The sequence below is a fragment of the Bacillus sp. FSL E2-0195 genome (genome assembly GCF_038003645.1).
Taxonomy (GTDB): domain Bacteria; phylum Bacillota; class Bacilli; order Bacillales; family Bacillaceae_G; genus Bacillus_A; species Bacillus_A mycoides.
On sequence record NZ_JBBOPN010000001.1, the window covers coordinates 1,785,434 to 1,809,453 of the forward strand.

The window sequence follows — 24,020 nt, forward strand, 5'->3', positions numbered from 1 at the left end:
GGGAGAGAAGAAAAATGACAAAAAAACCATATAAAGTAATGGCTCTATCAGCACTTATGGCAGTATTTGCAGCAGGGAATATTATGCCAGCCCATACGTATGCTGCTGAAAGTACAGTGAAACAAGCTCCAGTTCATGCTGTAGCAAAAGCATATAATGATTATGACGAATATTCATTAGGACCAGAAGGCCTTAAAGAGGCGATGGAAAGAACAGGTTCTAACGCTTTAGTAATGGATCTGTACGCTTTAACAATTATTAAACAAGGTAATGTTAACTTTGGGAACGTAACGTCAGTTGATACATCTTTAAAAGGTAAAGTGATTCAGCATCAAGATACAGCGAGAGGGAATGCACAACAATGGCTAGATGTATTGAAGCCACAGCTTATTTCAACAAATCAAAATATCATTAATTACAATACGAAATTCCAAAACTATTATGATACTTTAGTTGCTGCGGTTGATGCAAAGGATAAAGCAACTCTTACGAAAGGTCTAACTAGATTATCAAGTAGTATTACTGAAAATAAAGCGCAAGTAGATAAGTTAGTAGAAGACTTAAAGAAATTCCGAAATAAAATGACGTCGGATACTCAAAATTTCAAGGGAGATGCAAATCAAATTACATCTATCTTGGCTAGTCAAGATGCTGGAATTCCGCTTCTGCAAAATCAAATTACAACGTATAATGAAGCAATTAGTAAATATAATGCAATTATTATCGGTTCATCTGTTGCGACAGCTTTAGGCCCAATTGCAATTATCGGTGGTGCGGTTGTAATTGCTACGGGAGCAGGAACTCCGCTAGGAATCGCATTAATTGCAGGTGGAACAGCAGCAGTAGGTGGTGGTACTGCAGGAATCGTCTTAGCGAAGAAAGAGCTTGATAATGCACAGGCAGAAATTCAAAAGATAACAGGACAAGTTACAACTGCGCAATTAGAAGTGGCAGGACTAACGAACATTAAAACACAAACTGAATATTTAACAAACACAATTGATACAGCAATTACAGCGTTGCAAAACATTTCAAATCAATGGTACACAATGGGATCAAAATACAATTCTTTACTTCAAAATGTAGATTCAATTAGTCCAAATGACCTTGTTTTCATTAAAGAAGATTTAAACATTGCGAAAGATAGCTGGAAGAACATTAAAGACTATGCAGAAAAAATCTATGCTGAAGATATTAAAGTAGTAGATACGAAAAAAGCATAATCGAATACGAATCGTTAGAGCGTTAAGTATTGATGAATGAGTTGAAGCTCCTGTTCAGTTGTGAGCAGGAGCTTTTTTATATCCTTATAAAGAGAATGGGTGAAAAGTATGCAGAAAAGATTTTATAAAAAATGTCTTTTAACGATCATGATTGCTGGGGTGGCAACGAGTAATGCACTTCCTTTACATCCTTTTGCAGCGGAACAAAACGTAAAAACATTACAAGAAAATGCAAAAAATTATTCTCTCGGTCCAGCAGGATTCCAAGATGTAATGGCGCAAACGACATCGAGCATATTCGCAATGGATTCATATGCAAAATTAATTCAAAATCAGCAAGAGACTGATTTGAGTAAAATAAGTTCAATTAATAGTGAGTTTAAAGGAAATATGATTCAGCATCAAAGAGATGCAAAAATTAATGCGGCGTATTGGTTAAATAATATGAAGCCTCAAATTATGAAAACGGATCAAAATATTATTAATTACAATAATACTTTTCAAGCGTATTATAATGACATGTTAGCAGCGATTGATCAAAAGGATAGCGGTAAATTAAAAGCGGATTTAGAAAAGTTGTATGCGGATATTTTAAAGAATCAAAATGAGGTAGATGTACTATTAGGGAATTTGAAAGCTTTTCGCGATAGAATGGCGAAAGACACAAATAGTTTTAAAGAGGATACGAATCAATTAACTTCGATTTTGGCGAGTACGAATGCTGGTATTCCAGCTCTAGAGCAACAAATAAATACATATAACGATTCGATCAAAAAGAGTAACGATATGGTGATTGCTGGTGGTGTACTTTGCGTAGCGTTAATAACTTGTCTTGCGGGGGGACCGATGATTGCGATTGCGAAAAAAGATATTGCAAATGCAGAACGAGAAATAGCCAGTTTAAAGAATAGAATTTCTGGATCGCAAGCAGAAGTGGCAATTTTGACAGATGCAAAAAATAAAACAACTAATATGACAGAAACAATTGATGCAGCAATTACAGCACTGCAAAACATATCAAATCAGTGGTATACGGTAGGTGCGAAATATAATAATTTACTACAAAACGTAAAAGGAATCAGCCCTGAAGAATTTACCTTTATAAAAGAAGATTTAAATACAGCGAAAGATAGCTGGAAGGATGTAAAAGATTATACAGAAAAATTACATGAGGGTGTGACGAAATAAACAGTGGACTAGTTCCGCTGTTTATTTTGTTATCCCGTTTTTTGTGAGAGCCGAGCTTGTAATTTTACCCATAAGTTTGCCGTGTGTTTTATCAATGTAACTTTAGGATAATGTTTGGTCAAATTGATACTAATAACCTCGATAAACTCCTGATCACGCTTTTTATATTTAATATTTTAAGTAAAAAAGCTATACTATAGGCAAAACTAAAAATTGGAAAGGAAATACTAGAACATGGAAAATTATTTGTTATTTATCCTCACAGCAATCCTAATCATAATAATGCCTGGTCCCGGTTTTGCCTTAGTTACAAAAAACACTATCTCGCATGGTAAAAATGGTGGGATAAAGACCGTCTTAGGAACGGTATCTGGAATGATGATTCATACAATAATGGCTACACTAGGACTTTCTGCCATCCTAATGAAATTCTCTATGTTATTTACATTTATAAAATATGCTGGGGCTTTTTACTTAATTTACTTAGCTGTAAAGTCAATTAAAAGTGCCTTGTCTAAAAAAGAAGATATGTCAGGTTCAGTGGAAATGAACTCTAAGGATATTGGAACGATTAAAAGTTTTAGACAAGGATTTACCACGGCAATCTTAAACCCAAAAACTGCTGTGTTTTTCCTAAGTTTTCTACCCCAATTTATTGTGAGCAATCAAAGTCATCTCTTCCAATTTCTTTTGTTAGGACTCACATTTACGACTTTGACAGCAATATGGTATTTACTTTATATCTCACTAATACGTCAATTAAGAACTTTTTTAAGAAAAGAAAAAGTGAACCGTACAATAGAGGGTATTACTGGCACAGTATTATTAGTATTTGGAGTTAGGTTATTTTTCCAAAAATAAATATGTATATGAAAAGAGAAATAATCAATGGTGGTTATTTCTCTTATTCACTTATTCTAAAACTACCATTATAGATTTCTAGAGGTGAGATGATTTTTTGTTGGGTATTTATGTTACTATCACTGTAAAATTGTGAAGAAATGTACTTAAACTAACGGGGCAGGATAGTTGAATAAGAATAAAAATATTTTTATAAGTTAAATTTATTGAATATCATAAAATATTTATAATTAAACTTTTTTCTAAATCAACACTCGATGGCGAGGTGGTGTTACCTCAAATATAATTATTTTATTTGAAGATTTCATTTTAATTTTTCAAATCTTTTCATAGGTTGATATACAAAGACGTGTAGTGATAAGCCTATAACTGCAGTAATGTTTAAAATAATACTTATAATCATTAAAGACCATTCTATAACTGGAGAAAAGTATCCGTCCGTACTTAATGTAGAAGAACTTACATCTAGTATTAAAATAACTATTAGTATAAAGGTAAGTTTTTAACCAATTTGAATCCCCCCCTTTTAAGAGTGGTATCTTTATATTATTATATTTAAAAAATAAATTATATAATTAATTATAAGATAGTTATCTATGAGAATTTAACTTGTTTTTTCGTTTTGGGGTGTTAAAAAATTCTTAAGTTGATGGGCATGGGATAGCACACCATGCCTATGAACTTAAGAACAGAAACTTACGCTTGAACATAATATCAAATTTAGATGAGCAAAGCTATTTCAAGTGAATAGAATCCACTCTTTAAGAATACATAAAATATATACATACAAGCTTAGTCTGATCACTACATCATTAGTGAAAGTAGGATTCTATAGATTTTGGAGGAAGAGATATGAAAAAAAAGGTTCTCCTGTTTACAGATTTGGGGATTGATGATGCGTTTGCTATACTGTACACTTTTTTTCGTAAAGACATTCAACTTGTAGGAATTGTAGCCGATTATGGAAATGTATCCAGAGAAAATGCAATAAGAAATATTAACTATTTGAAGTACATTGCGGGAAGAGAAGAGATACCCGTATTCCTTGGTGCTTCTGTACCGTTGACAGGTATATTGATTCAGTATTTCCCTGAGGTACATGGAAAAGTCGGATTAGGACCTATCATTCCCCCTGAAATTTCATATCCAGTTTATCCTTTAAATGATATTTATCAAATTATAGAATCAAATTTAGAAGATCTTACAATTATCAATTTAGGAAGACTTTCTTCGCTAGCTACGACTTTTGTGTTGAATTTAGAAACAATGCGAAACGTAAGAGAATGTATTTGCATGGGGGGAGCTTTTTTCTATCCAGGTAACGTAACTGCTGTGGCTGAAGCTAACTTTTACTCAGACCCTTATGCAGCAAACTTAATTCTGCAGCATGCAAAGAACTTGACAATTATTCCTTTAAATGTGACTCAACATGCGATTGTTACACCCGAAATGGTCCAGCAAATCGATGCATTTCATCGGAATACACAGGATCTTGCAGGACTCATCATCAAACCTATGTTAGACTATTATTATAAATTCTACTCTAAGTCTAATCCTGGTATAAGTGGAAGCCCTATGCATGATTTTGTAACAGTGTGGTATTTGCTGAATCAAGAGGCTGTTGGCCTTTCAAGAGTACCCATTAAAGTAATTCCTGATCAAGGAGAAGGATTTGGTCAAAGTATTGCAGACTTTCGTTTTGCTACTAATCCAGGCTATAAAACGCATAATGTAGCTTTTCAGCTTGATTATAAAAGATTCAAGAAGGATATTATGGAAACGTTTTTAAAGAAGAGAGTGTAACAGACTTTATTAACTTCAGATAATAGGGATTATGTGAATGAAATGCCACTTCACTTAACGTACAGGAATTCGACTTTTTTAGGTTAAAATTCGCTTAGCATATAAAACTTCCAAAATGTTGGCTGTATCCCATCACTATCAAGCTAACAAAACAAAATCCCCCTAAAATGAAAAAATCCGCTGACTTCTCAAAGTAATTAACTGTAGTGAAAGAAAATTTTTATTTTGGGGGTACATTAAAACTTTAGCTTGACGGGCAGGGGGTCTCGTCACATGCTTATCAAGCTAAGAAATTAGTTGTTCTCCAAAACGAAAAAATTAACTAAATCCCCATAAATAACTATAGGAAGATAAAAACACTGTAGCTTTCGAATAAAGTTTGATCAAAATTATGTAGTTGTTTGGTGATAATAAAATTGTTTCATTTATAATAAAATCATTTAAAAATTAATAGAGTTATTCAATTTATTCTGACGGTAATAATAAAGTAATTAAAAAGTGAAAATATTTGTTTGGAAAATACGGTTACTCATTTGCGATATTTACGTACCATGAAACAACTAATTACACTGTCTATAACTGAAATTCTCTTTGATTTCGAATGCTTTACAAACAAAAAAATAGCACGAATGTTCGTATGAAGGTATAATTATAAGTATCTTAAAATCAAAGGAGGTCTTGCCTTATGAGTCAAAGAATTTCCTACTATGATGTTGCACCTGATGGCATGAAAATTATGATGGATATGGAGAAGTACACTAAGAAATCTACAATTAATCGAATTACTAGAGAACTTATAAAGATTAGAGTCTCTCAAATTAACGGTTGTGCTTTCTGCATGGATATGCATACATCAGATGCCCGTAAGATAGGTGAAACCGAACAACGAATTTATTGCTTGAATGCTTGGAATGAATGTGATTTTTATACACCTGAAGAGAAAGTTGCTCTTGAACTATCTGAGCATATTACTCTAATTCCCACTAAAAGAGTTCCTGAAGACCTATATAAGCGAGTACGTGAACACTATGACGAGAAACAATATGTTGACCTTGTTCTGGTAATTAATCAAATCAACAGTTGGAATAGAATTTCTATTGCAATGGGAAATACAGCAACTAAAAAATAATTGCTCTCAACGAACGGTAAATAAGAATAAAATTAAAGATGTTTAAAAATCACAATACAATTGTTTCATTTTTCTTTATTACGCAGTTATCATAAACTGTAACATAACCAAATTTTTGAAATTTATTGGTTCATCCTTTATAGCTTTTATAATAATATTATCTTGAAACACGAAGGGACTGAACTATGCGCAGATATCAATATCTTGACCCCAAAATAAAAACATAATGGAGGTAAAAATATTGATTACAGAACTACAAACCGAAAGATTAGTTTTAAGAAAAATGAAAGTATCAGACTCAGCTAGCATGTTTACAATTTGGGCGGATCCAGAAGTTACAAAATTTATGAATATCAATAGTTTTACTGATGAAAGCCAAGCGGTAGATATGATTGAAATGCTTGATAAGTTATCTCGGGAAAACAGAGCTATTCGTTATTCAATAATTGAATTAGAATCAAATGAAATTATCGGTTCTTGTGGTTATAATTCATTTGATTTCAAAAACGCCAAAGCAGAAATTGGTTACGATATTAGTAAAGCTTTTTGGGGTAAGGGGTATGCGCCAGAAGCCATTCTCTCTTTAATGGATTATGCGTTTAGTACTTTAGAATTCAATAGAATAGAAGCAAAAGTTGAATCTGAAAACATCAATTCAATAAAAGTCTTACAAAAGTTAAACTTTACATTCGAAGGGACAATGAGAAAGTGTGAAAAATCTAATGAAAAGTTTATTGATCTAAGTATTTATTCAAAATTAGTAACAGATTAGCTTATATTACTTAGCCTACATTCCTTAAAATGTAGACTATTAAATAACCTCGAAGCATCCTTAATTGCTATTAATTGAAAGTGAGGGCTACGGCTCTCTTTTTTAATTCACAATTTCTAGTACAATTGAAATAATTAAGAAACGTATAGAGTAATCCGTCCGATCTTAACCACTGAAGAAAAATTAACAGAGGAAGAGATCATGAACTTTGCTGTTGAAATGAGGGAAAAGAAATAGAAGGACACAACTATATAATAAGAAAAATCTAGAAGATACGTAATATTTAAAAATGAACCGTCTCATAAAGAACATGTAGTAATTTCTACGTGTTCTTTTTTAATAAAAATGAAAGTAAACTGTTAAATAAAAATTTACTTTCAATGTCATACAAGAAGAACAAAAAATAAGTCGTCTTTTGCTCTTAACAGGGTCTTACCAGCAGCATCCGTTACTTTAGAAACACTCCTATGAGATATAATTATTGATGGTACTTTTTAGGTGATATACTGGAGGTAGATTACTCATCTAATGATGAAGGGAGGTTTACGCGTATGGAAGTAACATTTACAGTAAGTAAATGGGATGAAAAGCCAGTCAATGAAACTAGAAAAGATTTCCCTATTAATATTGCCCATGTCGAATATGATATTGACGGTGAATTAAAAGGAAAAGCTTTTGTTGAATATTTATTATATTATTTAGAATCAACTATAGATGATGGTCACTTGGCTACTGCTAAAATTTCTGGATTTTTACATTTCGAAGGAATTTATAAGGGAAAACGAGGGACATTTATAGCTATAGAGCAAGGGATATTTGATAAAGGAAATCTAGATTCCCCTGCAACAATCATCAAAGCTACTGGTGAATTAGAAAGCCTGAAAGGGTCCTATAATTATAAGTTTACAGGTCAAACCAGTAAAATGATTCTAGACTTTGAATTCTAACAAAATATCTTATAATTTAGCAAAAAGGGCATCCACTGTAATACCAGGAATGTCCTTTTTTAAACTAAATTATACCGAAAAACAAGACTCGAAATTTTCAATGGGAGGAAATGATATGAGGATCACGATACAAGAATATGTGGTCAATGAAATAGATTCAGGACCATATGGAATAACCGTAGGAAAAGACGGAGCATTGTGGTTTACGGAACAGAAAGGGAATCGAATTGGTAGAATAAATGCTACTGGTGAAATAAATTCTTTTCCCATTCCGACAGCAAATGCAGGAGCTATGTCAATTATCTCGGACCAGACCGGTGACTTATGGTTTACGGAATATAACTCAAGCAAGATCGGTAAAATGTCGATGAACGGTCTTTTTGAAGAATATGTACTCCCTACAACGAACGCTGCACCTTTTGGCATAACGGAAGGCCCAGATGGAGCAATATGGTTTACAGAAATGAATAATGGTAGGATCGGAAGAATAACAAAGTCAGGGGAAATCACCGAGTTTGAATTGCCTAACTCCAAATCATTTCCCTCTTTTATTACTCTGGGATCAGACGGTGCATTATGGTTTACACAGAATCAGAACAATAGAATTGGGAGAATAACCACTAAAGGTGAGGTCAAAGAATATCCAATCCCAACACCCAACTCCGGGCCAGTTGGAATTGCGAGCGGCCCAGATGGAGCAATATGGTTTGTGCAAATCATAGGCAATAAAATTGGTAGAATTACGTTCGAAGGTGAGATCAAAGAATTTGTTATACCGACGCCGAACGCTCGTCCTCATGCCATAATACCTGGGAAGAACAGAGATCTTTGGTTCACAGAATGGGGAGGTAACCAAATCAGCCGTATTACAGTTGAAGGAGTTATTACGGAATATACGATACCTACAAATAATGCAGAGCCACATGGTATCACGTTTTGTCCGGATGGCGATCTTTGGTTCGCTGAAGAGTGTAATCAAATTGGACGTCTAACAATCATTACGTAATAGGGATATCGTCCATCGCTATCAAGCTCAGAAAAGTAAATATCCCATCACCATCAAGTTAAGAATTTGGTTGCTCCCCAAAACGAAAAAATGTGCTTTTTTGTTACAAGTAGCACAAAATTTCGTTCTGGGGGTACTATAAAATTTTAGCTTGATGGCGATGGGGTCTCGCCATCAAAACATGAATTTCGCACGCTAAGGAATTTCTATATTAAAAAACTTGGCTTTACCGTACGTTAAGGAAGTTCCATAAACGATATTTAATGTTTGTTATTGTTACTACAGAAAGAACAAAAAGAATGAATTAAATATGAATCGATTTATCCCGCTATTTGCGGGCAGTAAGACTCCCACCTCAAAATTCGGCGAATACGAGGGAGTTAGGTGGGAGTCGGACTGCCCGTAAAAGCCCGATTGGTGAGGGCTAATAATCAGTGGGGGATGAACAAAGCCCCCACTGATTAAAGTTTCACTTTATCTGATTCAAGATCATTTGTATCGAGTGTATGAAGCTAAAAAATAAAAGTTTCATTGTAAATCCTAAGTGGAGTAGAAGTTTAGGTTGATAAATAAGGGAGTCGAATTTTTTTGCATAAAGCTGTATAATGCTTGTAACGAAAAGGAAATACAGGAAAGGATATGTAATGAGTTACTATGGATAAGGATAAACAACAATTAAGCGTTGAAGTTGCAAGATTATATTATCAATCAGATTATAGTCAGCAAGAAATTGCTAATAAATTAAATATTTCAAGACCGACGATTTCTAGATTATTGAAGTATGCGAAAGAAAAAGGATTTGTTCAAATTAGTATAGCTGATCCATTTGCTGACTTAGATAACGTTGGGAATTTACTTAAAGAAAAGTATAACCTGTTAGAAGCGCATGTCGTATTTTCTCCAGTACCAGAATATGCAACGATTACGGAGTATATTAGTAAATATGCAGCTGAGTATATGGAAAAGACAGTGAAAACTGGTGATATCGTTGGTGTAAGCTGGGGAATGACGATGTATGAAATCGCTAGAAAAATCGTACCGCAACATGTGAAAGGTGTAGAGGTTGTCCAGTTAAAAGGTGGCATTAGTCACTCAAGTGTAAATACATATGCGAATGAAACGATCGCGTTATTTGCAGATGCTTTTCAAACGACGCCAAGAAATCTACCTCTTCCAGTTATATTTGATAATGCGGTGACAAAAGAATTAGTGGAGCAAGATAGACATATTCATCACATTATTGAAATGGGGAAACAAGCAAATATTGCAATTTTCACTGTTGGAACAGTGCGTGATGAAGCGTTATTATTCCGATTAGGATATTTAGATAAGGATGAAACGAACATTTTGAAAGAACAAGCTGTCGGTGACATTTGTTCACGTTTCTTTGATGGAGACGGAAATATTAGTAGCGAAGAAATTAATAAGCGTACAATTGGAATTGAGTTAGAGGAACTTAAATTAAAGAAACGTTCTATTTTAGTTGCAGGTGGTAATAGAAAAATAAAAGCAATTGACGGTGCGTTACGTGGCGGGTATGCAAATGTACTAATTATAGATCAGCATACAGCGAAAGAATTGTTACATTATCAAAAAGGTTAGAAATAAAAGGCTTTCTCAAAATATTAATTTTGAGAAAGCCTTTTATTTTTAGTATGAATAAATCAATGTGTAGTACCTTGTAAAGTATTTGTAAGGAACGCTCTTTGATTGATCTCCTTTTTCAAAAATTAGTGAGTTAGCCATAATATCTCTATCTACAAAACTCCAGCCATCTTGCTCCATCATATCGATAAAAGGTTCCATTTTTCCGCGCTTTACTAAGTAGGGGTATTGATTATCTATCGGTTCTACTTCCACCATTTCTTTATCTTGAATAACCATCTTAGACATAGCTAAAGCAAATGGAACTGGGTTTCCTTCTTGGAAAATAACATCCCTTTTATAAAAAATAAATATGGATAGTGAGGTGCATACTAGCAATGTGAATATAAAGAATTTTGACTTAAACAAGTGGTTCACATCCTTTATTTACAAGCTTATACTACTTTCAATGTATTACTAGAAATTCCCTTCTAAAAAAGAATGAACAAAAGTTCAAAAGTGTATTTACATTTGTTCAACTAAGAGTTAGAATGAAGTTGTTAAAAGATATGAGGAGTGAAGATAATGAACATTGCAAAGTTAATTGACCATACAATTTTAAAACCAAATTCTACAAAAGAAGATGTTATGAAAGTAATCGAAGAGGCAAAGCAATACAAATTTGCTTCAGTTTGTATTAATCCTACATGGGTAAAGCTAGCTGCTGAAGAATTAGCTGGACATGATGTAGACGTTTGTACTGTAATCGGTTTCCCATTAGGAGCAAGCACTACTGAAACAAAAGCATTCGAAACAAAAGATGCTATCGCAAAAGGTGCAACTGAAGTTGATATGGTAATCAACGTAGGTGCTTTAAAAGATGGCGACAATGAGTTCGTTGAAAAAGACATTTATGAAGTAGTACAAGCAGCAAAAGGAAAAGCTCTTGTAAAAGTAATCATTGAAACTTGCCTTCTAACAGATGAAGAAAAAGTTCGTGCTTGTGAATTATCAGTAAAAGCTGGCGCTGATTTCGTAAAAACTTCAACTGGATTCTCAACTGGCGGAGCAACTGCAGAAGATATCGCATTAATGCGTAAAACAGTTGGACCAAACGTTGGCGTGAAAGCATCTGGCGGCGTTCGTACACGTGAAGATGCAGACAAAATGGTAGAGGCTGGAGCTTCTCGCGTTGGAGCAAGTGCTAGTGTTGCAATCGTATTAAATGATGCAAAAGGTGCTACAGATAATTACTAATTAATAAAGTGTGAAAAGCAATAGATACACGTTTAAAGTAAAGTGTATCTATTGCTTTAACAATTGAAAAGAATGTAAGCGGATACGAATGGGAGGAGACGGCTTATGAAATACTTAATCGGTGTTTTAGGCCTCGTATTGATTTTAGGTATCGCTTGGCTTGCTAGTAATGATAGAAAGAAAGTCAAATATCGCCCAATCATAACGATGGTTATATTACAATTCATTTTGGGGTTTTTATTATTAAATACAAGCGTAGGGAATATATTAATTAGCGGAATAGCAGATGGTTTTGGAGAATTATTAAAATATGCCGCTGATGGTGTGAATTTCGTATTTGGTGGATTAGTAAATCAAAAAGAGTTTTCATTCTTTTTAAGTGTATTAATGCCAATCGTATTTATATCAGCTTTAATAGGTATTTTGCAACACATTAAAGTATTACCTATTATTGTGAAATCTATCGGTCTAGTATTAAGTAAAGTAAATGGGATGGGGAAACTCGAATCATATAACGCGGTAGCTTCTGCGATTTTAGGACAATCTGAAGTGTTTATTTCAGTTAAGAAACAACTAGGATTATTGCCAGAGAAAAGAATGTATACATTATGTGCATCTGCAATGTCTACAGTATCTATGTCTATCGTTGGATCATATATGGTGTTATTAAAACCGCAATATGTTGTAACCGCTTTAGTGCTTAACTTATTCGGTGGCTTCATTATTGCTTCTATCATTAACCCGTATGAAGTTACTGAAGAAGAAGATATGTTAGAAGTACAAGAAGAAGAGAAAAAGACATTCTTTGAAGTATTAGGGGAATACATTATAGATGGATTTAAAGTTGCGATTACAGTAGCAGCTATGTTAATTGGTTTCGTTGCCCTTATCGCATTCATTAATGCAGTATTTAAAGGTGTAATCGGTATCTCATTCCAAGAAATTCTTGGTTATGTATTTGCACCATTTGCATTTATTATGGGTGTTCCATGGCATGAAGCAGTTAACGCAGGGAATATTATGGCGACAAAACTTGTATCAAATGAATTTGTTGCGATGACAGATTTAGCACAAGGAAACTTTAATTTCTCAGATAGAACGACAGCGATTATATCTGTATTCTTAGTTTCATTTGCAAACTTCTCTTCAATTGGAATTATTGCTGGGGCAGTTAAGAGCTTAAATGAAAAACAAGGGAATGTAGTCGCAAGATTTGGTTTGAAATTACTTTTCGGTGCAACGTTAGTAAGTTTCTTATCAGCAACAATCGTTGGCTTATTATTTTAACAGATTCATATAATATAAAAAGGAATGGTGATTACAATGAGAATGGTAGATATTATTGCGAAAAAACGTGATGGAAAAGAATTAATGACTGAAGAAATCAAATTCTTTATTAATGGATATACAGATGGAAGTATTCCTGATTATCAAGCGAGTGCACTTGCAATGGCAATTTTCTTTAAAGATATGACGGATCGTGAACGTGCAGATTTAACGATGGCAATGGTTGAGTCTGGAGAAACAATCGACTTATCAGCAATTGAAGGCATTAAAGTAGATAAGCATTCAACTGGCGGTGTTGGTGATACAACAACATTAGTATTAGGACCATTAGTTGCTGCTTTAGATGTACCAGTAGCAAAAATGTCTGGTCGTGGTTTAGGACATACGGGCGGGACAATTGATAAATTAGAAGCGGTAGAAGGATTCCACGTTGAAATTACGAAAGAACAGTTCATTGATATTGTAAACCGTGACAAAGTGGCTGTTATCGGACAAACAGGAAACTTAACACCTGCTGATAAAAAGATTTATGCATTACGTGATGTAACAGGAACAGTAAATTCAATTCCTCTAATTGCAAGTTCAATTATGAGTAAAAAAATTGCAGCTGGTGCTGATGCAATCGTACTTGATGTAAAAACAGGTGCGGGTGCATTTATGAAAACCGAAGAAGATGCAAAAGAATTAGCTCATGCAATGGTACGTATCGGAAATAATGTTGGACGTCAAACGATGGCAGTAATTTCAGATATGTCACAACCTCTTGGTTTTGCTATTGGTAACGCTCTAGAAGTGAAGGAAGCAATTGATACTTTAAAAGGCGAAGGTCCAGAAGATTTAACAGAATTAGTACTTGTATTAGGAAGCCAAATGGTCGTACTTGCGAAAAAAGCAAATACATTAGAAGAAGCTCGTGAAATGCTAATTGAAGTGATGAAAAATGGAAAAGCAACTGAGAAGTTTAAAGAGTTCTTAAGCAACCAAGGCGGAGACAGCTCAATTGTAGATAATCCAGAAAAAATGCCACAGGCGAAGTATGTAATTGATGTACCTGCAAAAACTTCAGGTGTGATTTCAAACATTGTTGCAGATGAAATCGGTATCGCAGCTATGTTATTAGGTGCAGGTCGTGCGACAAAAGAAGATGAAATCGATTTAGCGGTAGGATTAATGTTACGTAAAAAAGTTGGCGATGCAGTAAAAGAAGGCGAGCCGTTCGTAACGATTTATGCAAATCGCGAAAATGTAGAAGATGTAAAAGCAAAAATCTATGAGAACATTTCTATTGCTGAAACAGCAGTGGCTCCTAAATTAGTTCATACAGTTATTACTGACTAATCATAATTACATTTACTTTGAGGAGGAAATAATATGGATAAGAAAAAATATATCGAAGAAGCAAATAAGATGTTATCGAAAGCGTATATTCCGTATTCTAAATTTCCTGTTGGTGCAGCGCTAGTTACAAAAGAAGGTAAAATCTATACTGGTTGTAATATAGAAAACGCTTCTTACGGTTTATGTAACTGTGCAGAAAGAACAGCAATATTTAAAGCAGTATCAGAAGGTGAGCGCGACTTTAGTTACTTAGTCATTACAGGAGAAACTGACGGACCTATTTCACCATGTGGTGCTTGTAGACAAGTTATTGCTGAATTTTGTGATCCGAAAATGCCAGTTTTACTAACAAATGTAAAAGGCGATGAAAAAGAAGTGACTGTAGAGCAGTTACTGCCTGGTGCCTTTTCAATTGAAGATTTAAAATAAGTTAAAAGGCCATTCCACAATTAATAGTTGTGGAATGGCCTTTTTTATTTTCAATAATAGAATGTAATAATCTGTTCATATTCCGTTCATAAACTTTGCGTAAAATGATTGCAGTGAATATGGAAAGTGACGATATAAATTGTCGTTCTACAGCAGGAGGAATATGATGAAGAAATTATATAATGCAGCATTCATTTACTTAATTATTGGTTTATTATCAGGTGTATTTGCAAGAGAGTATACGAAAGCGCAAGGCATTAAAGGATCCACTATGTTGCAATTAGTGCATACACACGTATTAGTGCTCGGCTTTGTATTCTTTTTGGTCGCTTTAGCTCTATTTAAAGTATTTAATGTCCGTGAAACAAAAAGTTTTCGTGCGTGGTTTGTTGTTTATAATGTAGGATTAATTTTTACTATTGCTACAATGGTATTTAGAGGTATTCTACAAGTAAATGGAACTGACTTTAATGGTTTAAGCCATATGGCTGGATTAGGTCATGTCATTATAAGTGTTGGGCTCGTTTGGTTTATGATTTTGCTCAAAAAATCTTTTAAATAGATAGGAGTGGAGAGTATGAGTTTAGCACTTTTATCAAGTATAGTAGCGGTTTGTATGGCCGTTGGAGTTATGTTTCTTCGCTTTAAGTCAGCGAAAAAACCGGTAACGAAAAAGAAAATTATATTACCGCCAATTTTTATGAGCACTGGTGCAATGATGTACTTCTTACCAGAGTTTCGATTAACGTCTTTAGAAATAGTAGAGGCAATTAGCGTAGGACTTATTTTCTCTATATTTCTTATTAAAACATCTAAGTTCGAAATAAGAGGCGAAGACATATATATGAAACCATCAAAAGCGTTCATATTTATTTTAGTTGGTTTATTAGCTGTCCGGGTAGCATTAAAATCATATTTAAGTCAGTCGATTGATTTAACCCAATTAAGTGGAATGTTTTTCTTACTCGCTTTTGCGATGATTGTATCGTGGAGAATTGCGATGTATCGCTCGTTTACTAAATTAGAAAAGACAATAAAAAGAGCTGGAATTTCTATATAGGAATTTCAGCTCTTTTTATGTTTTATACGATTGTTTTTTTAGCTTTGATTTCATTTGCTTAATTTTAAACGTATTTGAGCATCTTGTAATGCAACTGGTGTAACGTTAAGACCATTTTGATCAACGATTTTTGTGTTTAATAAAATGGAATCTAAGCTCCCGCGAAATGTTTTTGTATAGTTTTGACGCAACATTTGTTGTTCTTGTTTTTCATCAACTGTTAATCCAAAGGTTCTTTCTTTTTTTGATAATTCGTTAATACGGAATAAAATGTTTTGCATTTTGTTCACCTCTTATTTTAAATTAAATTAGTTACTTACTAATTTATAGTTATTTTAACTTTTTCATATGAATATGTCAAGAAGGGTAAAAGAAAAGTAGACACCCGTATTACAGTAAGTGGGTGTCTACAAGGAAAATATAAAGTTTAGCTTAATTCATGTAAGTGACTAACAAGTTCTGTTGTTTTAGAAAAGAATGGTGAATGATCAGCTTCCAAAGTAATTATTTTTGTGCAAGTAGTTTCTGTATGCATTCGGCGCTGAAAATCAATCGGAATCGCTCTATCTAGAGTTGTTTCGATATAAATACGATTTACAGTTCCAAAGTTCTCTTCTGATATTTTCAGCTCTTTTTGGAACGGTCCTAGTGGTTGAGGACGCATTTGATTAAAAGATGCTCCTTTAATAGAACCGTCTTCTGTAGCATTTAAAAATGTTTGTTCAATCAACTCTGGTATAAGTTCTGCGGTCATGTCATTCTCATTTATAGAGAATTGTGGGCCAGCTTCTCCGTCTAACTTACTACCAAGACTTTCTCCATTTTGTGGCAAGAATGCACAAAGATATACTAATTTATCGATTTTATTTGGTATAAGCTCAGCGGTTTGAGTGATCACAATTCCACCCATACTATGTCCAACAAGAATAACTTTTTCATTTTGTTGATTTATAATAGTTGTTACTGCATTAACATAGGAATCTAATGTTATATTTTGTGATGGAGTTGTATCTTTCCCACTTCCAGGTAAGTCTAGTGTAATAACTGTATGTCCGAAAGCCTCTAGTTGAGGTTTTACTAAATCCCATGCCCATTCACCTTGCCATGCTCCATGTACTAAAACGTAAGTACTCATTTAATCAACACTCCTCTAATGTTTATATGTTTATTTTTTCGTAATATTGATGATGTATAATTAGTGTATATGAAGTGGATTGATAAATATAATGAAGCTTATTTATAGATGATATAAATAACTTTTATATAAGGAGAACAGAATGAACGTTTTTGATTTTAAAGTTTTTAAATACGTGGCTCGTTTGAACAGCATTAGTTTAGCAGCTAAGGAGTTACATATGACACAGCCGGCTATAACTCATATCGTAAACAAATTAGAGAAACGATATGCTATAACATTATTTGATCGCTCTAGACAAGGAACTGTTTTAACTGAAAATGGAAAAGAATTTTTAGTTTGTGTAGATCGACTTCTAATGGAGTATGAAAACCTTGAAGAAACAGCTTTACAATTAAAAAATAATAACTTGTATAAGATTGTATTAGCTACATATCCTTCAGTTACTGTATATTGTTTGGCGGAGTGTATCGAACTAGGTAATTTTGATCAAAGTCAGTATGTGCTTGCAGTTCGAGAAGGAAGCTATCAAGAAGTGTTAGATTGGCTGTCTTCTGGAAGTGCAGATTTTTCTATTTCTATAAAAGAAAATTTAATACCAGGATTTCATTATGATGTAATTGGTGAAGATCCGTATGTTATGGTTTCTTCTAAGTCAGTTCCATCAGGTCTTACAATGAAAGAGTTGAAAAATTATCCTTTTATAATGCCGCTCTCTGGTTGTAAAGAAGTACTTGAACCATATTTGATGAAAAATGAAATAGTAGTTAATAAAGTGATGGAATCAGAGACAATTAGTTCGGCGTTAGCACTGGCTTTACAAGTTAAAGGAATAACAATCGTTCCATTATCAGGACTTCATAAACAAATTATTCATGACTTCATCGTGCAACCGATAGAAATTAAAATTCCACGACAACTTATTATGCAATGGTCACCTAAAAAAGAAAATGACGCACTGTTTCTGGCGTTTGTTACGAATTTACTAAGCCAACTACAACAAAAGAAAAAATGAATAAAATGATACAAAAGGTAAGCTCATTTCACTGAAGCTTACCTTTTGTGTGTATTACCAATATAGGACAGTATCATAAAGCTCGATTAATATAAGGAGAACACCGGCTATACGCTGAATGTTTTTTCCTATTTTTCGGCTCTTTTTCAGTAAAGTCCCATTTAATCCAAGGTAGGAGATGATGAACATAAGTACAACGATAGGTAGAGCAGTTCCTATCGAAAAGAATGTCGGAAACAAGTATCCATAATTAGATGAGAAAGATAAAGGGATTAACGTTCCGAAAAATAGAACGAACATAGTCGGACAGAAGGCTAAGGAAAAGAGAATCCAAGTAAAAATGAGCCAACCTCATTTTGTTTTCGTATAAATTTGATCGAGAAGAAACTTCTTCCTTTTATAATACCTGCCAACATTAGCCCCATTAAAATTAATAAAGGTCCAATTATTTTTCGTAACCATGGGAAATACAAAGTTAATATTTGCTGAATCTCTTTTCCTAAGAACCATACTAATAGTCCAAGTGTCGTAAAAGCTATTATTTTTCCTAAAATGAATAACAATATATGTTTCCATGCATGTCTCTTTTGTAAAGATTGATTGCCATAAAGTGAAACTTTAATCAGTGGGGGGGTTGTTCATCCCCCACTGATTATTAGTTGAACCAATCGGGCATTTACGGGCAGTTGATATCCCACCTAACTTCTTTGTACTATCCGAATTTTGAGGTGGGAGTTTTACTGCCCGTTAATGCGGGATAAAGTGTAATAGCGCTAATGTTTCCTGTTAATTGGCAAGGAGAAAGGGTACCTACAATGCCTAATAAAAACGCAAATAAAAGAGGAATTGATTTCGTAGCATTCGCGATATCCATTAAAGGAGACATGAGTTGATAACTCCACTCGCTAACTGTTGAAAACACGTTATATTCACCTTTCTAACTAGTTATATTGTAATGTTCCATTTTTAGTAATCTGCTTCCACGTTTTACCGTCATCCATAGAAAGAAAGACATTTGCTTTCATTGTAGCAAAAACTATTTCAGCTGAATTTTGAGGATTTTGTGATATGTACATAATTGTATCTTTAGAATCTAAAGATGGAATCTGTAAGTTTGTTTCTTCATTTGTAGCAATTGATTTCTTCGTAATTAGTTGCTCAGTTTGCTTATTAATAGAGGCATAGATAATGTCTTCATTACTTAATGTAACTGCGGTCGATTCAACTGGTTTAGAAAATAGTTCAAATGTATTTCCATAATCTGTAGACAAATATACACCGTCTTTAGCACTTACCGCGACTACACTAGATTGATCTGGATGTGCTGAAAAGGAATGGATTGTACTTGAAAGACCGTTTAATTTACTATTTTTCCAATCTTGTCCGTTGTTCGTACTGAAATAAAAACCTTGTTGTAATTTAGAATTTGGACGCTCATTGTATAAATAAATTGCTTCCGTATTATATCCGACAGCAAGGTTATGAAAATCAGATTCTCCATAAAACGCTAGCTTTTCGAGGGTATTACCGCCATCAGAACTTTTCATTAACCCTAAAGGATTTTTTAAATTTGCACCTGGTTCAGGATGACCGCTGGCAACGAATCCATTCTTTGTTGCCTGAAATCCCATGTAATCATGTAGCTCAGTCGTAGTTTCAAACCATTTACCATTTTGATAAACTTTTATACCACTGTGAGTTGCGATAGAAACCCCAGGCATATTTCCCGCGTAGCCAATTCCATGAATGTGCTCGATTTTTCCAGATGTAATTTCTTTATAGAAGTTTTGCGGAATCGTAGTTGCTGTTTCTTTATTTTTTGGCTGAGATTGCACCGTTTCTTTTTTAGCTGGTGCTGTTTCAGCATTGCTAGAACATCCTGTAATTATTAATAAAGAAGTAATTGCTAACCCTGTTGCTACATAATGTTTCACTTTTGTAGACTCCTTTCCATATATATGAGATTTTAAGTATATGGAATAAATGTCAAGAAATTGTGGAGTGGTATGCAGAATTTAGAGTGGAAGGGGCCCTAGTAATGAAGATTTTCTTTTCTCTATGAGCACTATTAATTGACGAAAAATTATAACAATAATAGAATGAATTATATTGGATAATTAGTTTCAAAATTATACATAGAACGCTAGGGGGATTATTATGAAATCAACATTTTTTGCTCAAAATAGAGAACGATTAGTAAACACATTACCGGATGAATCTATTACTATTTTATTTGCTGGGCAAGCACCTCATATGTCAGCCGATGCACATTATAAATTTGTGCCGAATCGAAATTTTTACTATTTAACGGGAATCGATGAGCCAAATGTTATTTTCATGTTGAAAAAGTTTGGAAATAGTGTGGAAGAAACTCTTTTCATTGAAAAATCAGATCCAGTAATGGAAAAATGGGACGGTAAAACAGTTTCTAAAGAAGATGCAGAACAAATTTCAGGCATAAAAAAAGTTGTATATATAGAAAGCTTTGAGAAGACAATGGCAAATACACTTTTCACAGAAAATGTGAAGCATCTGTATTTAGATTTAGAGCGTCGTGAGTGGAAGGGTACTGAGACGAAAACGTTAGCGTTTGCTAAATATGTAAGAGAACAGTATCCACACGTTTTAATTGGTAATGTATATCCGCATATTTGTGAATTACGAGTGTTTAAAACGGAAGAAGAAATTGAAATCATTAAAGAAGCGATTGCTGTAACTAAAGAGGGTATTTATAACGTGCTGAAGCATGCAAAAGCAGATGTGATGGAATATGAATTAGAAGCTCATTTTGATTTTACGCTTAAATCATCTGGAATTAAACATCATGCATTCAATACAATTTTGGCGAGTGGTAAAAATGCTACAGTCCTTCATTATGAAGATAATGATGCACAAATTCAAAATGGTGATTTAGTGCTGCTCGATTTAGGTGCTCAAAAAGATTACTACAACGCTGATATTAGTTACACATTCCCAGCTAGTGGAACATTCTCTAGTCGCCAAAAACAAATATATAATATAGTGTTAAAAGCATTGAAAGAAACAACTGAGCTTATTAAGCCAGGATTAAAGTTTACTGCATTAAATGAGCACACAAAAAAGATACTGGCAGAAGAGTGTAAAGCTATTGGTTTAATTCAAGAAGATGAGGAACTATCTAAATATTATTATCACGGCGTGAGTCATTTCCTAGGTTTAGATACTCATGATGTAGGAACATACAAAGATAGAGTATTAGAAGAAGGTATGGTCATTACGATTGAACCAGGTCTATATATTGAAGAAGAATCAATTGGGATTCGTATTGAAGATGATATTCTTATCACAAAAGACGGGTATGAAAACTTGTCAAAAGATATCATTAGAACAGTTGAAGAGATTGAAGAGTTTATGAGAGAAAATAATGTAAATGTAAAAGAAGATGAAGTTGTTACGAAATAATAATTAGAAGAGGCGCTCAATTTTGGGCGTCTTTTTATTTGGACCATTTTAAACCTCCATATTTTCTTGAAAATTGTCTTCTATAATAATCTTGAAAAAGAAAAAGGAGGGATTTTCAATGAAGAGATTTGTATTAACAGCAGTTACAGTCTCCGTAATATCTTTAATTGCTGCATGTTCTGCGACCACAAATACAACAAATGATCATAAAAATATGGACGATAAAAAAACAACACAGACTGAAACGGCTACAAAACCATTGAAAGTTGTAAAAGGGCCAGAAGTTACTTTAGTAGCGAAAGAAGAAAAGCAAAAGCTAAGTAACGGTGTTATTGTTCCAGTCTGGACATTTAATGGCTCATCCCCAGGTCCAGAAATCAGAGTGAAAAAAGGTGAAAAGGTTAAAGTGACATTGAAAAATGAATTATCTGCACCAGTATCTATTCATTGGCATGGGTATCCTGTCCCAAATAACATGGATGGAATTCCAGGTGTGACGCAAGATGCGGTTGAACCTGGAAAGAGTTTCACCTATGAATTTGAAGCGAACGTACCAGGAACATATTGGTATCATTCGCATCAAGATTCTGTGAATCAACTAGATAGAGGTTTATATGGTGCTCTCATTGTAGAAGATACTAATGAAAAATATGATAAAGATTACACATTAATGTTGGATGAATGGGTTACAGATAAAGAAGAAATTAATAAGCAGTTAAAAGAAATGACAAGAGGGCCAACAGGTAATAAATCTAAGGGTAATGAAAATACGAAAAAGAATGATGATATGAAAGGCATGGATCATTCCGGTATGGACAGTGATAAAAAAGACTCTAGTAATATGGCAGGAATGGACCATGGAAATATGAAGATGGAAGGTCATGATATGAGTATGTATGACTTATTCACAATCAATGGTAAAAGCGGAGATTTAGTAGAGCTGTTAAAAGTGAATGAAGGGGATAAAGTTCGTCTTCGACTCGTTAATGCTGGTTATCTATCACATGATATACATGTTCACGGTCATGATATAAAAGTAATTGCGACAGATGGTCAACCAATTAACGATCCAAAAGTTATAAAAGACAAAGTAATTTCAATCGCACCGGGTGAACGTTATGATATTGAATTTACAGCTAACAATCCTGGGAAATGGTACGTTGAAGACCATTCAGAAAGTAAAGGTGCAAAAGGAATGAAAGCTATTATTGAATATGATGGCAGCAAAGAGATGAAAGACAAAGCAGATGAAAAAGAAAAATTACCGAAATTAGATATGACGAAATATGGTGCTAAAAAATTAGGTAGTTTCACGTTAAATCAACAGTATATTGCCACATATAATATGGACTTGAATACGCAAATGAATGGAAATGAAATGGTATATACAATTAATGGAAAGGCATTCCCAGATATTGACCCAATTTCAGTGGAAAAGGGTGACTTAGTAAAAGTAAAATTAGTAAATCGCTCTAAAGTGGACGATCATCCGATGCATTTACACGGTCATTTCTTCCAGGTGTTAAGTAAAGATGGAAAACCGGTAGAAGGTTCTCCAATTGTGAAAGACACTTTGAACTTAAAACCAGGAGAAGAATATGAAGTAGCCTTTGTAGCAGACAATCCGGGTGAATGGATGTTCCACTGTCATGATTTACACCATGCTTCAGCGGGGATGGTAACAGAAGTGAAATATACAGATTATAAATCTGATTATGTTCCAAACCCTAACATTCCTAATAAGCCAGAATAATATGAAGCAGTTATCCTATGGATAGCTGCTTATTCATTTTCGTTGCAAGTGTTAATGCATATGTTGATCGTGCCCGGATGAAGATGGGGGAGTATGATCGGGGAATGTCACGAACACGGCAACGATAATTACCACACTAATTGAAAGTAATAATAAAAAACGCCGTTGGATAAAAGTAGAAAAGATTTCTGATAAAAGTTGAATTATACATGACATAGTTATTGTTATAGTAAGTAAAAGACTAATGAACAGTATACTGTGAGCTTGTTGAGCGTTTAACATTTCTGTAATCATTGCTCCCATCATACTTGCCATTAATCCAGAAAACATTCCTTCTAAAGCGGTAAATAGGTGAAACCGTAGACCGACTAAAAAACCGATACAACTACTAATCAAAATCGCAAGCAAAGTAGAATATAGTAATTCACCTTTAAAAAGAATACCTAAATAAAAACCGATACTTAAACCGATACACATACTAAAAGACATAATAAATACCATATACTCCATTAGGGTACCCTTGCGTTTAGATATATATGATGTAATAAGAATCGAGATACAACAAAGTGTTAAGGCAGTTAACGTATAAGCGAACATCATGATACCTCCCTGTCCTATCATTCACTTCATCATATGTTCAAATGGAGAGTACTTATGCTAATATATATCTGCAAATTATCTGCACAATTTAAAAAAGGTAAGTTCAATATAATTTTCAAACAATGATGGTTATCTTAGTGGACGATGCTTCATAAAGAATTGTTGTATTTTTATTTTGAGAGAATATATGTA

The 24,020-nt window shown here is 33.8% G+C and carries 23 protein-coding genes and 2 pseudogenes; 18 read left to right on the forward strand and 7 right to left on the reverse strand.

The window, feature by feature from the left end; genetic code table 11:
• The first annotated feature begins 14 nt into the window (after nt 1-14).
• The 3 genes from nheB to MHH59_RS09225 all read left to right on the forward strand — a co-directional run bounded on the left by nheB (nt 15) and on the right by MHH59_RS09225 (nt 3,272).
• Nucleotides 15-1,223, forward strand: coding sequence for a non-hemolytic enterotoxin NHE subunit B (nheB, locus tag MHH59_RS09215; protein WP_201056075.1), 1,209 nt, complete (start codon nt 15-17; stop codon nt 1,221-1,223).
• Nucleotides 1,224-1,331: 108 nt separating this feature from the next.
• The gene (gene nheC / locus MHH59_RS09220) at nt 1,332-2,411 is read left to right on the forward strand and encodes a non-hemolytic enterotoxin subunit C (protein ID WP_033708128.1); all 1,080 of its coding nucleotides are present in this window, start codon (nt 1,332-1,334) and stop codon (nt 2,409-2,411) included.
• Between the two features lie 234 nt (nt 2,412-2,645).
• The gene (locus MHH59_RS09225; RefSeq protein WP_000432973.1) at nt 2,646-3,272 is read left to right on the forward strand and encodes a LysE family translocator; all 627 of its coding nucleotides are present in this window, start codon (nt 2,646-2,648) and stop codon (nt 3,270-3,272) included.
• A gap of 304 nt (nt 3,273-3,576) precedes the next feature.
• Here the strand turns inward: MHH59_RS09225 and MHH59_RS09230 are convergent.
• Nucleotides 3,577-3,782: pseudogene (locus MHH59_RS09230) on the reverse strand (hypothetical protein).
• A gap of 342 nt (nt 3,783-4,124) precedes the next feature.
• On the opposite strand from MHH59_RS09230, the gene MHH59_RS09235 reads away from it, so the two are divergent.
• The 6 genes from MHH59_RS09235 to MHH59_RS09260 all read left to right on the forward strand — a co-directional run bounded on the left by MHH59_RS09235 (nt 4,125) and on the right by MHH59_RS09260 (nt 10,531).
• Entirely contained in the window at nt 4,125-5,075 is a 951-nt protein-coding gene (locus MHH59_RS09235; RefSeq protein WP_002126827.1) for a nucleoside hydrolase, read from the forward strand.
• Nucleotides 5,076-5,760: 685 nt separating this feature from the next.
• Nucleotides 5,761-6,204 (forward strand): carboxymuconolactone decarboxylase family protein, encoded by a 444-nt coding sequence (locus MHH59_RS09240; protein WP_000083030.1) that lies wholly within the window; start codon nt 5,761-5,763, stop codon nt 6,202-6,204.
• Nucleotides 6,205-6,445: 241 nt separating this feature from the next.
• A complete protein-coding gene (locus MHH59_RS09245) occupies nt 6,446-6,976 on the forward strand; it encodes a GNAT family N-acetyltransferase (RefSeq protein ID WP_078178672.1) in 531 nt (176 codons plus the stop codon).
• A gap of 551 nt (nt 6,977-7,527) precedes the next feature.
• Nucleotides 7,528-7,923 (forward strand): DUF3224 domain-containing protein, encoded by a 396-nt coding sequence (locus MHH59_RS09250; RefSeq protein ID WP_002126833.1) that lies wholly within the window; start codon nt 7,528-7,530, stop codon nt 7,921-7,923.
• Nucleotides 7,924-8,038: 115 nt separating this feature from the next.
• Nucleotides 8,039-8,929, forward strand: coding sequence for a Vgb family protein (locus tag MHH59_RS09255; protein WP_001223216.1), 891 nt, complete (start codon nt 8,039-8,041; stop codon nt 8,927-8,929).
• 654 nt (nt 8,930-9,583) lie between these two features.
• Nucleotides 9,584-10,531: a sugar-binding transcriptional regulator gene (locus tag MHH59_RS09260; RefSeq protein WP_000356572.1), complete on the forward strand. Its 948-nt coding sequence runs from the start codon at nt 9,584-9,586 to the stop codon at nt 10,529-10,531.
• Between the two features lie 48 nt (nt 10,532-10,579).
• Here MHH59_RS09260 and MHH59_RS09265 read toward each other — a convergent pair whose 3' ends face one another.
• Nucleotides 10,580-10,942 carry a hypothetical protein gene (locus MHH59_RS09265; RefSeq protein WP_002086260.1) on the reverse strand — a complete coding sequence of 121 codons (363 nt, stop codon included), beginning with the start codon at nt 10,940-10,942 and terminating at the stop codon, nt 10,580-10,582.
• Nucleotides 10,943-11,098: 156 nt separating this feature from the next.
• Between MHH59_RS09265 and deoC the strand changes: the two genes are divergently transcribed.
• From deoC to MHH59_RS09295, 6 genes are all read left to right on the forward strand, one after another.
• Entirely contained in the window at nt 11,099-11,770 is a 672-nt protein-coding gene (gene deoC / locus MHH59_RS09270) for a deoxyribose-phosphate aldolase (protein ID WP_002012110.1), read from the forward strand.
• Nucleotides 11,771-11,875: 105 nt separating this feature from the next.
• Complete coding sequence (locus MHH59_RS09275) at nt 11,876-13,057, forward strand: NupC/NupG family nucleoside CNT transporter (protein WP_002035026.1); 1,182 nt, start codon at nt 11,876-11,878, stop codon at nt 13,055-13,057.
• A 36-nt stretch (nt 13,058-13,093) separates the two neighbouring features.
• Nucleotides 13,094-14,395, forward strand: a complete 1,302-nt coding sequence (locus MHH59_RS09280; RefSeq protein WP_002126836.1) for a pyrimidine-nucleoside phosphorylase — start codon at nt 13,094-13,096, stop codon at nt 14,393-14,395.
• A gap of 33 nt (nt 14,396-14,428) precedes the next feature.
• On the forward strand, nt 14,429-14,824 hold the full coding sequence (locus tag MHH59_RS09285) for a cytidine deaminase (protein WP_000358532.1): 396 nt from the start codon (nt 14,429-14,431) through the stop codon (nt 14,822-14,824).
• A gap of 166 nt (nt 14,825-14,990) precedes the next feature.
• A complete protein-coding gene (locus tag MHH59_RS09290; protein ID WP_000737878.1) occupies nt 14,991-15,386 on the forward strand; it encodes a DUF2871 domain-containing protein in 396 nt (131 codons plus the stop codon).
• Nucleotides 15,387-15,401: 15 nt separating this feature from the next.
• The gene (locus MHH59_RS09295) at nt 15,402-15,884 is read left to right on the forward strand and encodes a CcdC family protein (protein ID WP_002012104.1); all 483 of its coding nucleotides are present in this window, start codon (nt 15,402-15,404) and stop codon (nt 15,882-15,884) included.
• Between the two features lie 50 nt (nt 15,885-15,934).
• Here MHH59_RS09295 and MHH59_RS09300 read toward each other — a convergent pair whose 3' ends face one another.
• Both MHH59_RS09300 and MHH59_RS09305 read right to left on the reverse strand, forming a co-directional pair.
• Nucleotides 15,935-16,165 carry a DUF896 domain-containing protein gene (locus tag MHH59_RS09300; protein ID WP_002126840.1) on the reverse strand — a complete coding sequence of 77 codons (231 nt, stop codon included), beginning with the start codon at nt 16,163-16,165 and terminating at the stop codon, nt 15,935-15,937.
• A gap of 146 nt (nt 16,166-16,311) precedes the next feature.
• Nucleotides 16,312-17,019 (reverse strand): alpha/beta fold hydrolase, encoded by a 708-nt coding sequence (locus MHH59_RS09305; RefSeq protein ID WP_078204143.1) that lies wholly within the window; start codon nt 17,017-17,019, stop codon nt 16,312-16,314.
• Between the two features lie 142 nt (nt 17,020-17,161).
• On the opposite strand from MHH59_RS09305, the gene MHH59_RS09310 reads away from it, so the two are divergent.
• Nucleotides 17,162-18,034, forward strand: coding sequence for a LysR family transcriptional regulator (locus MHH59_RS09310; protein ID WP_001100323.1), 873 nt, complete (start codon nt 17,162-17,164; stop codon nt 18,032-18,034).
• Nucleotides 18,035-18,088: 54 nt separating this feature from the next.
• Here MHH59_RS09310 and MHH59_RS30820 read toward each other — a convergent pair.
• Both MHH59_RS30820 and MHH59_RS09330 read right to left on the reverse strand, forming a co-directional pair.
• Nucleotides 18,089-18,956: pseudogene (locus tag MHH59_RS30820) on the reverse strand (urease accessory protein UreH domain-containing protein).
• Nucleotides 18,957-18,975: 19 nt separating this feature from the next.
• The gene (locus tag MHH59_RS09330) at nt 18,976-19,968 is read right to left on the reverse strand and encodes a F510_1955 family glycosylhydrolase (RefSeq protein WP_002126844.1); all 993 of its coding nucleotides are present in this window, start codon (nt 19,966-19,968) and stop codon (nt 18,976-18,978) included.
• Between the two features lie 223 nt (nt 19,969-20,191).
• On the opposite strand from MHH59_RS09330, the gene MHH59_RS09335 reads away from it, so the two are divergent.
• Nucleotides 20,192-21,475 carry an aminopeptidase P family protein gene (locus tag MHH59_RS09335; protein WP_063225831.1) on the forward strand — a complete coding sequence of 428 codons (1,284 nt, stop codon included), beginning with the start codon at nt 20,192-20,194 and terminating at the stop codon, nt 21,473-21,475.
• Nucleotides 21,476-21,593: 118 nt separating this feature from the next.
• Nucleotides 21,594-23,228 (forward strand): multicopper oxidase family protein, encoded by a 1,635-nt coding sequence (locus MHH59_RS09340; RefSeq protein WP_340851131.1) that lies wholly within the window; start codon nt 21,594-21,596, stop codon nt 23,226-23,228.
• Between the two features lie 51 nt (nt 23,229-23,279).
• Here MHH59_RS09340 and MHH59_RS09345 read toward each other — a convergent pair whose 3' ends face one another.
• Complete coding sequence (locus MHH59_RS09345) at nt 23,280-23,825, reverse strand: hypothetical protein (RefSeq protein ID WP_088005179.1); 546 nt, start codon at nt 23,823-23,825, stop codon at nt 23,280-23,282.
• Nucleotides 23,826-24,020: the final 195 nt, after the last annotated feature.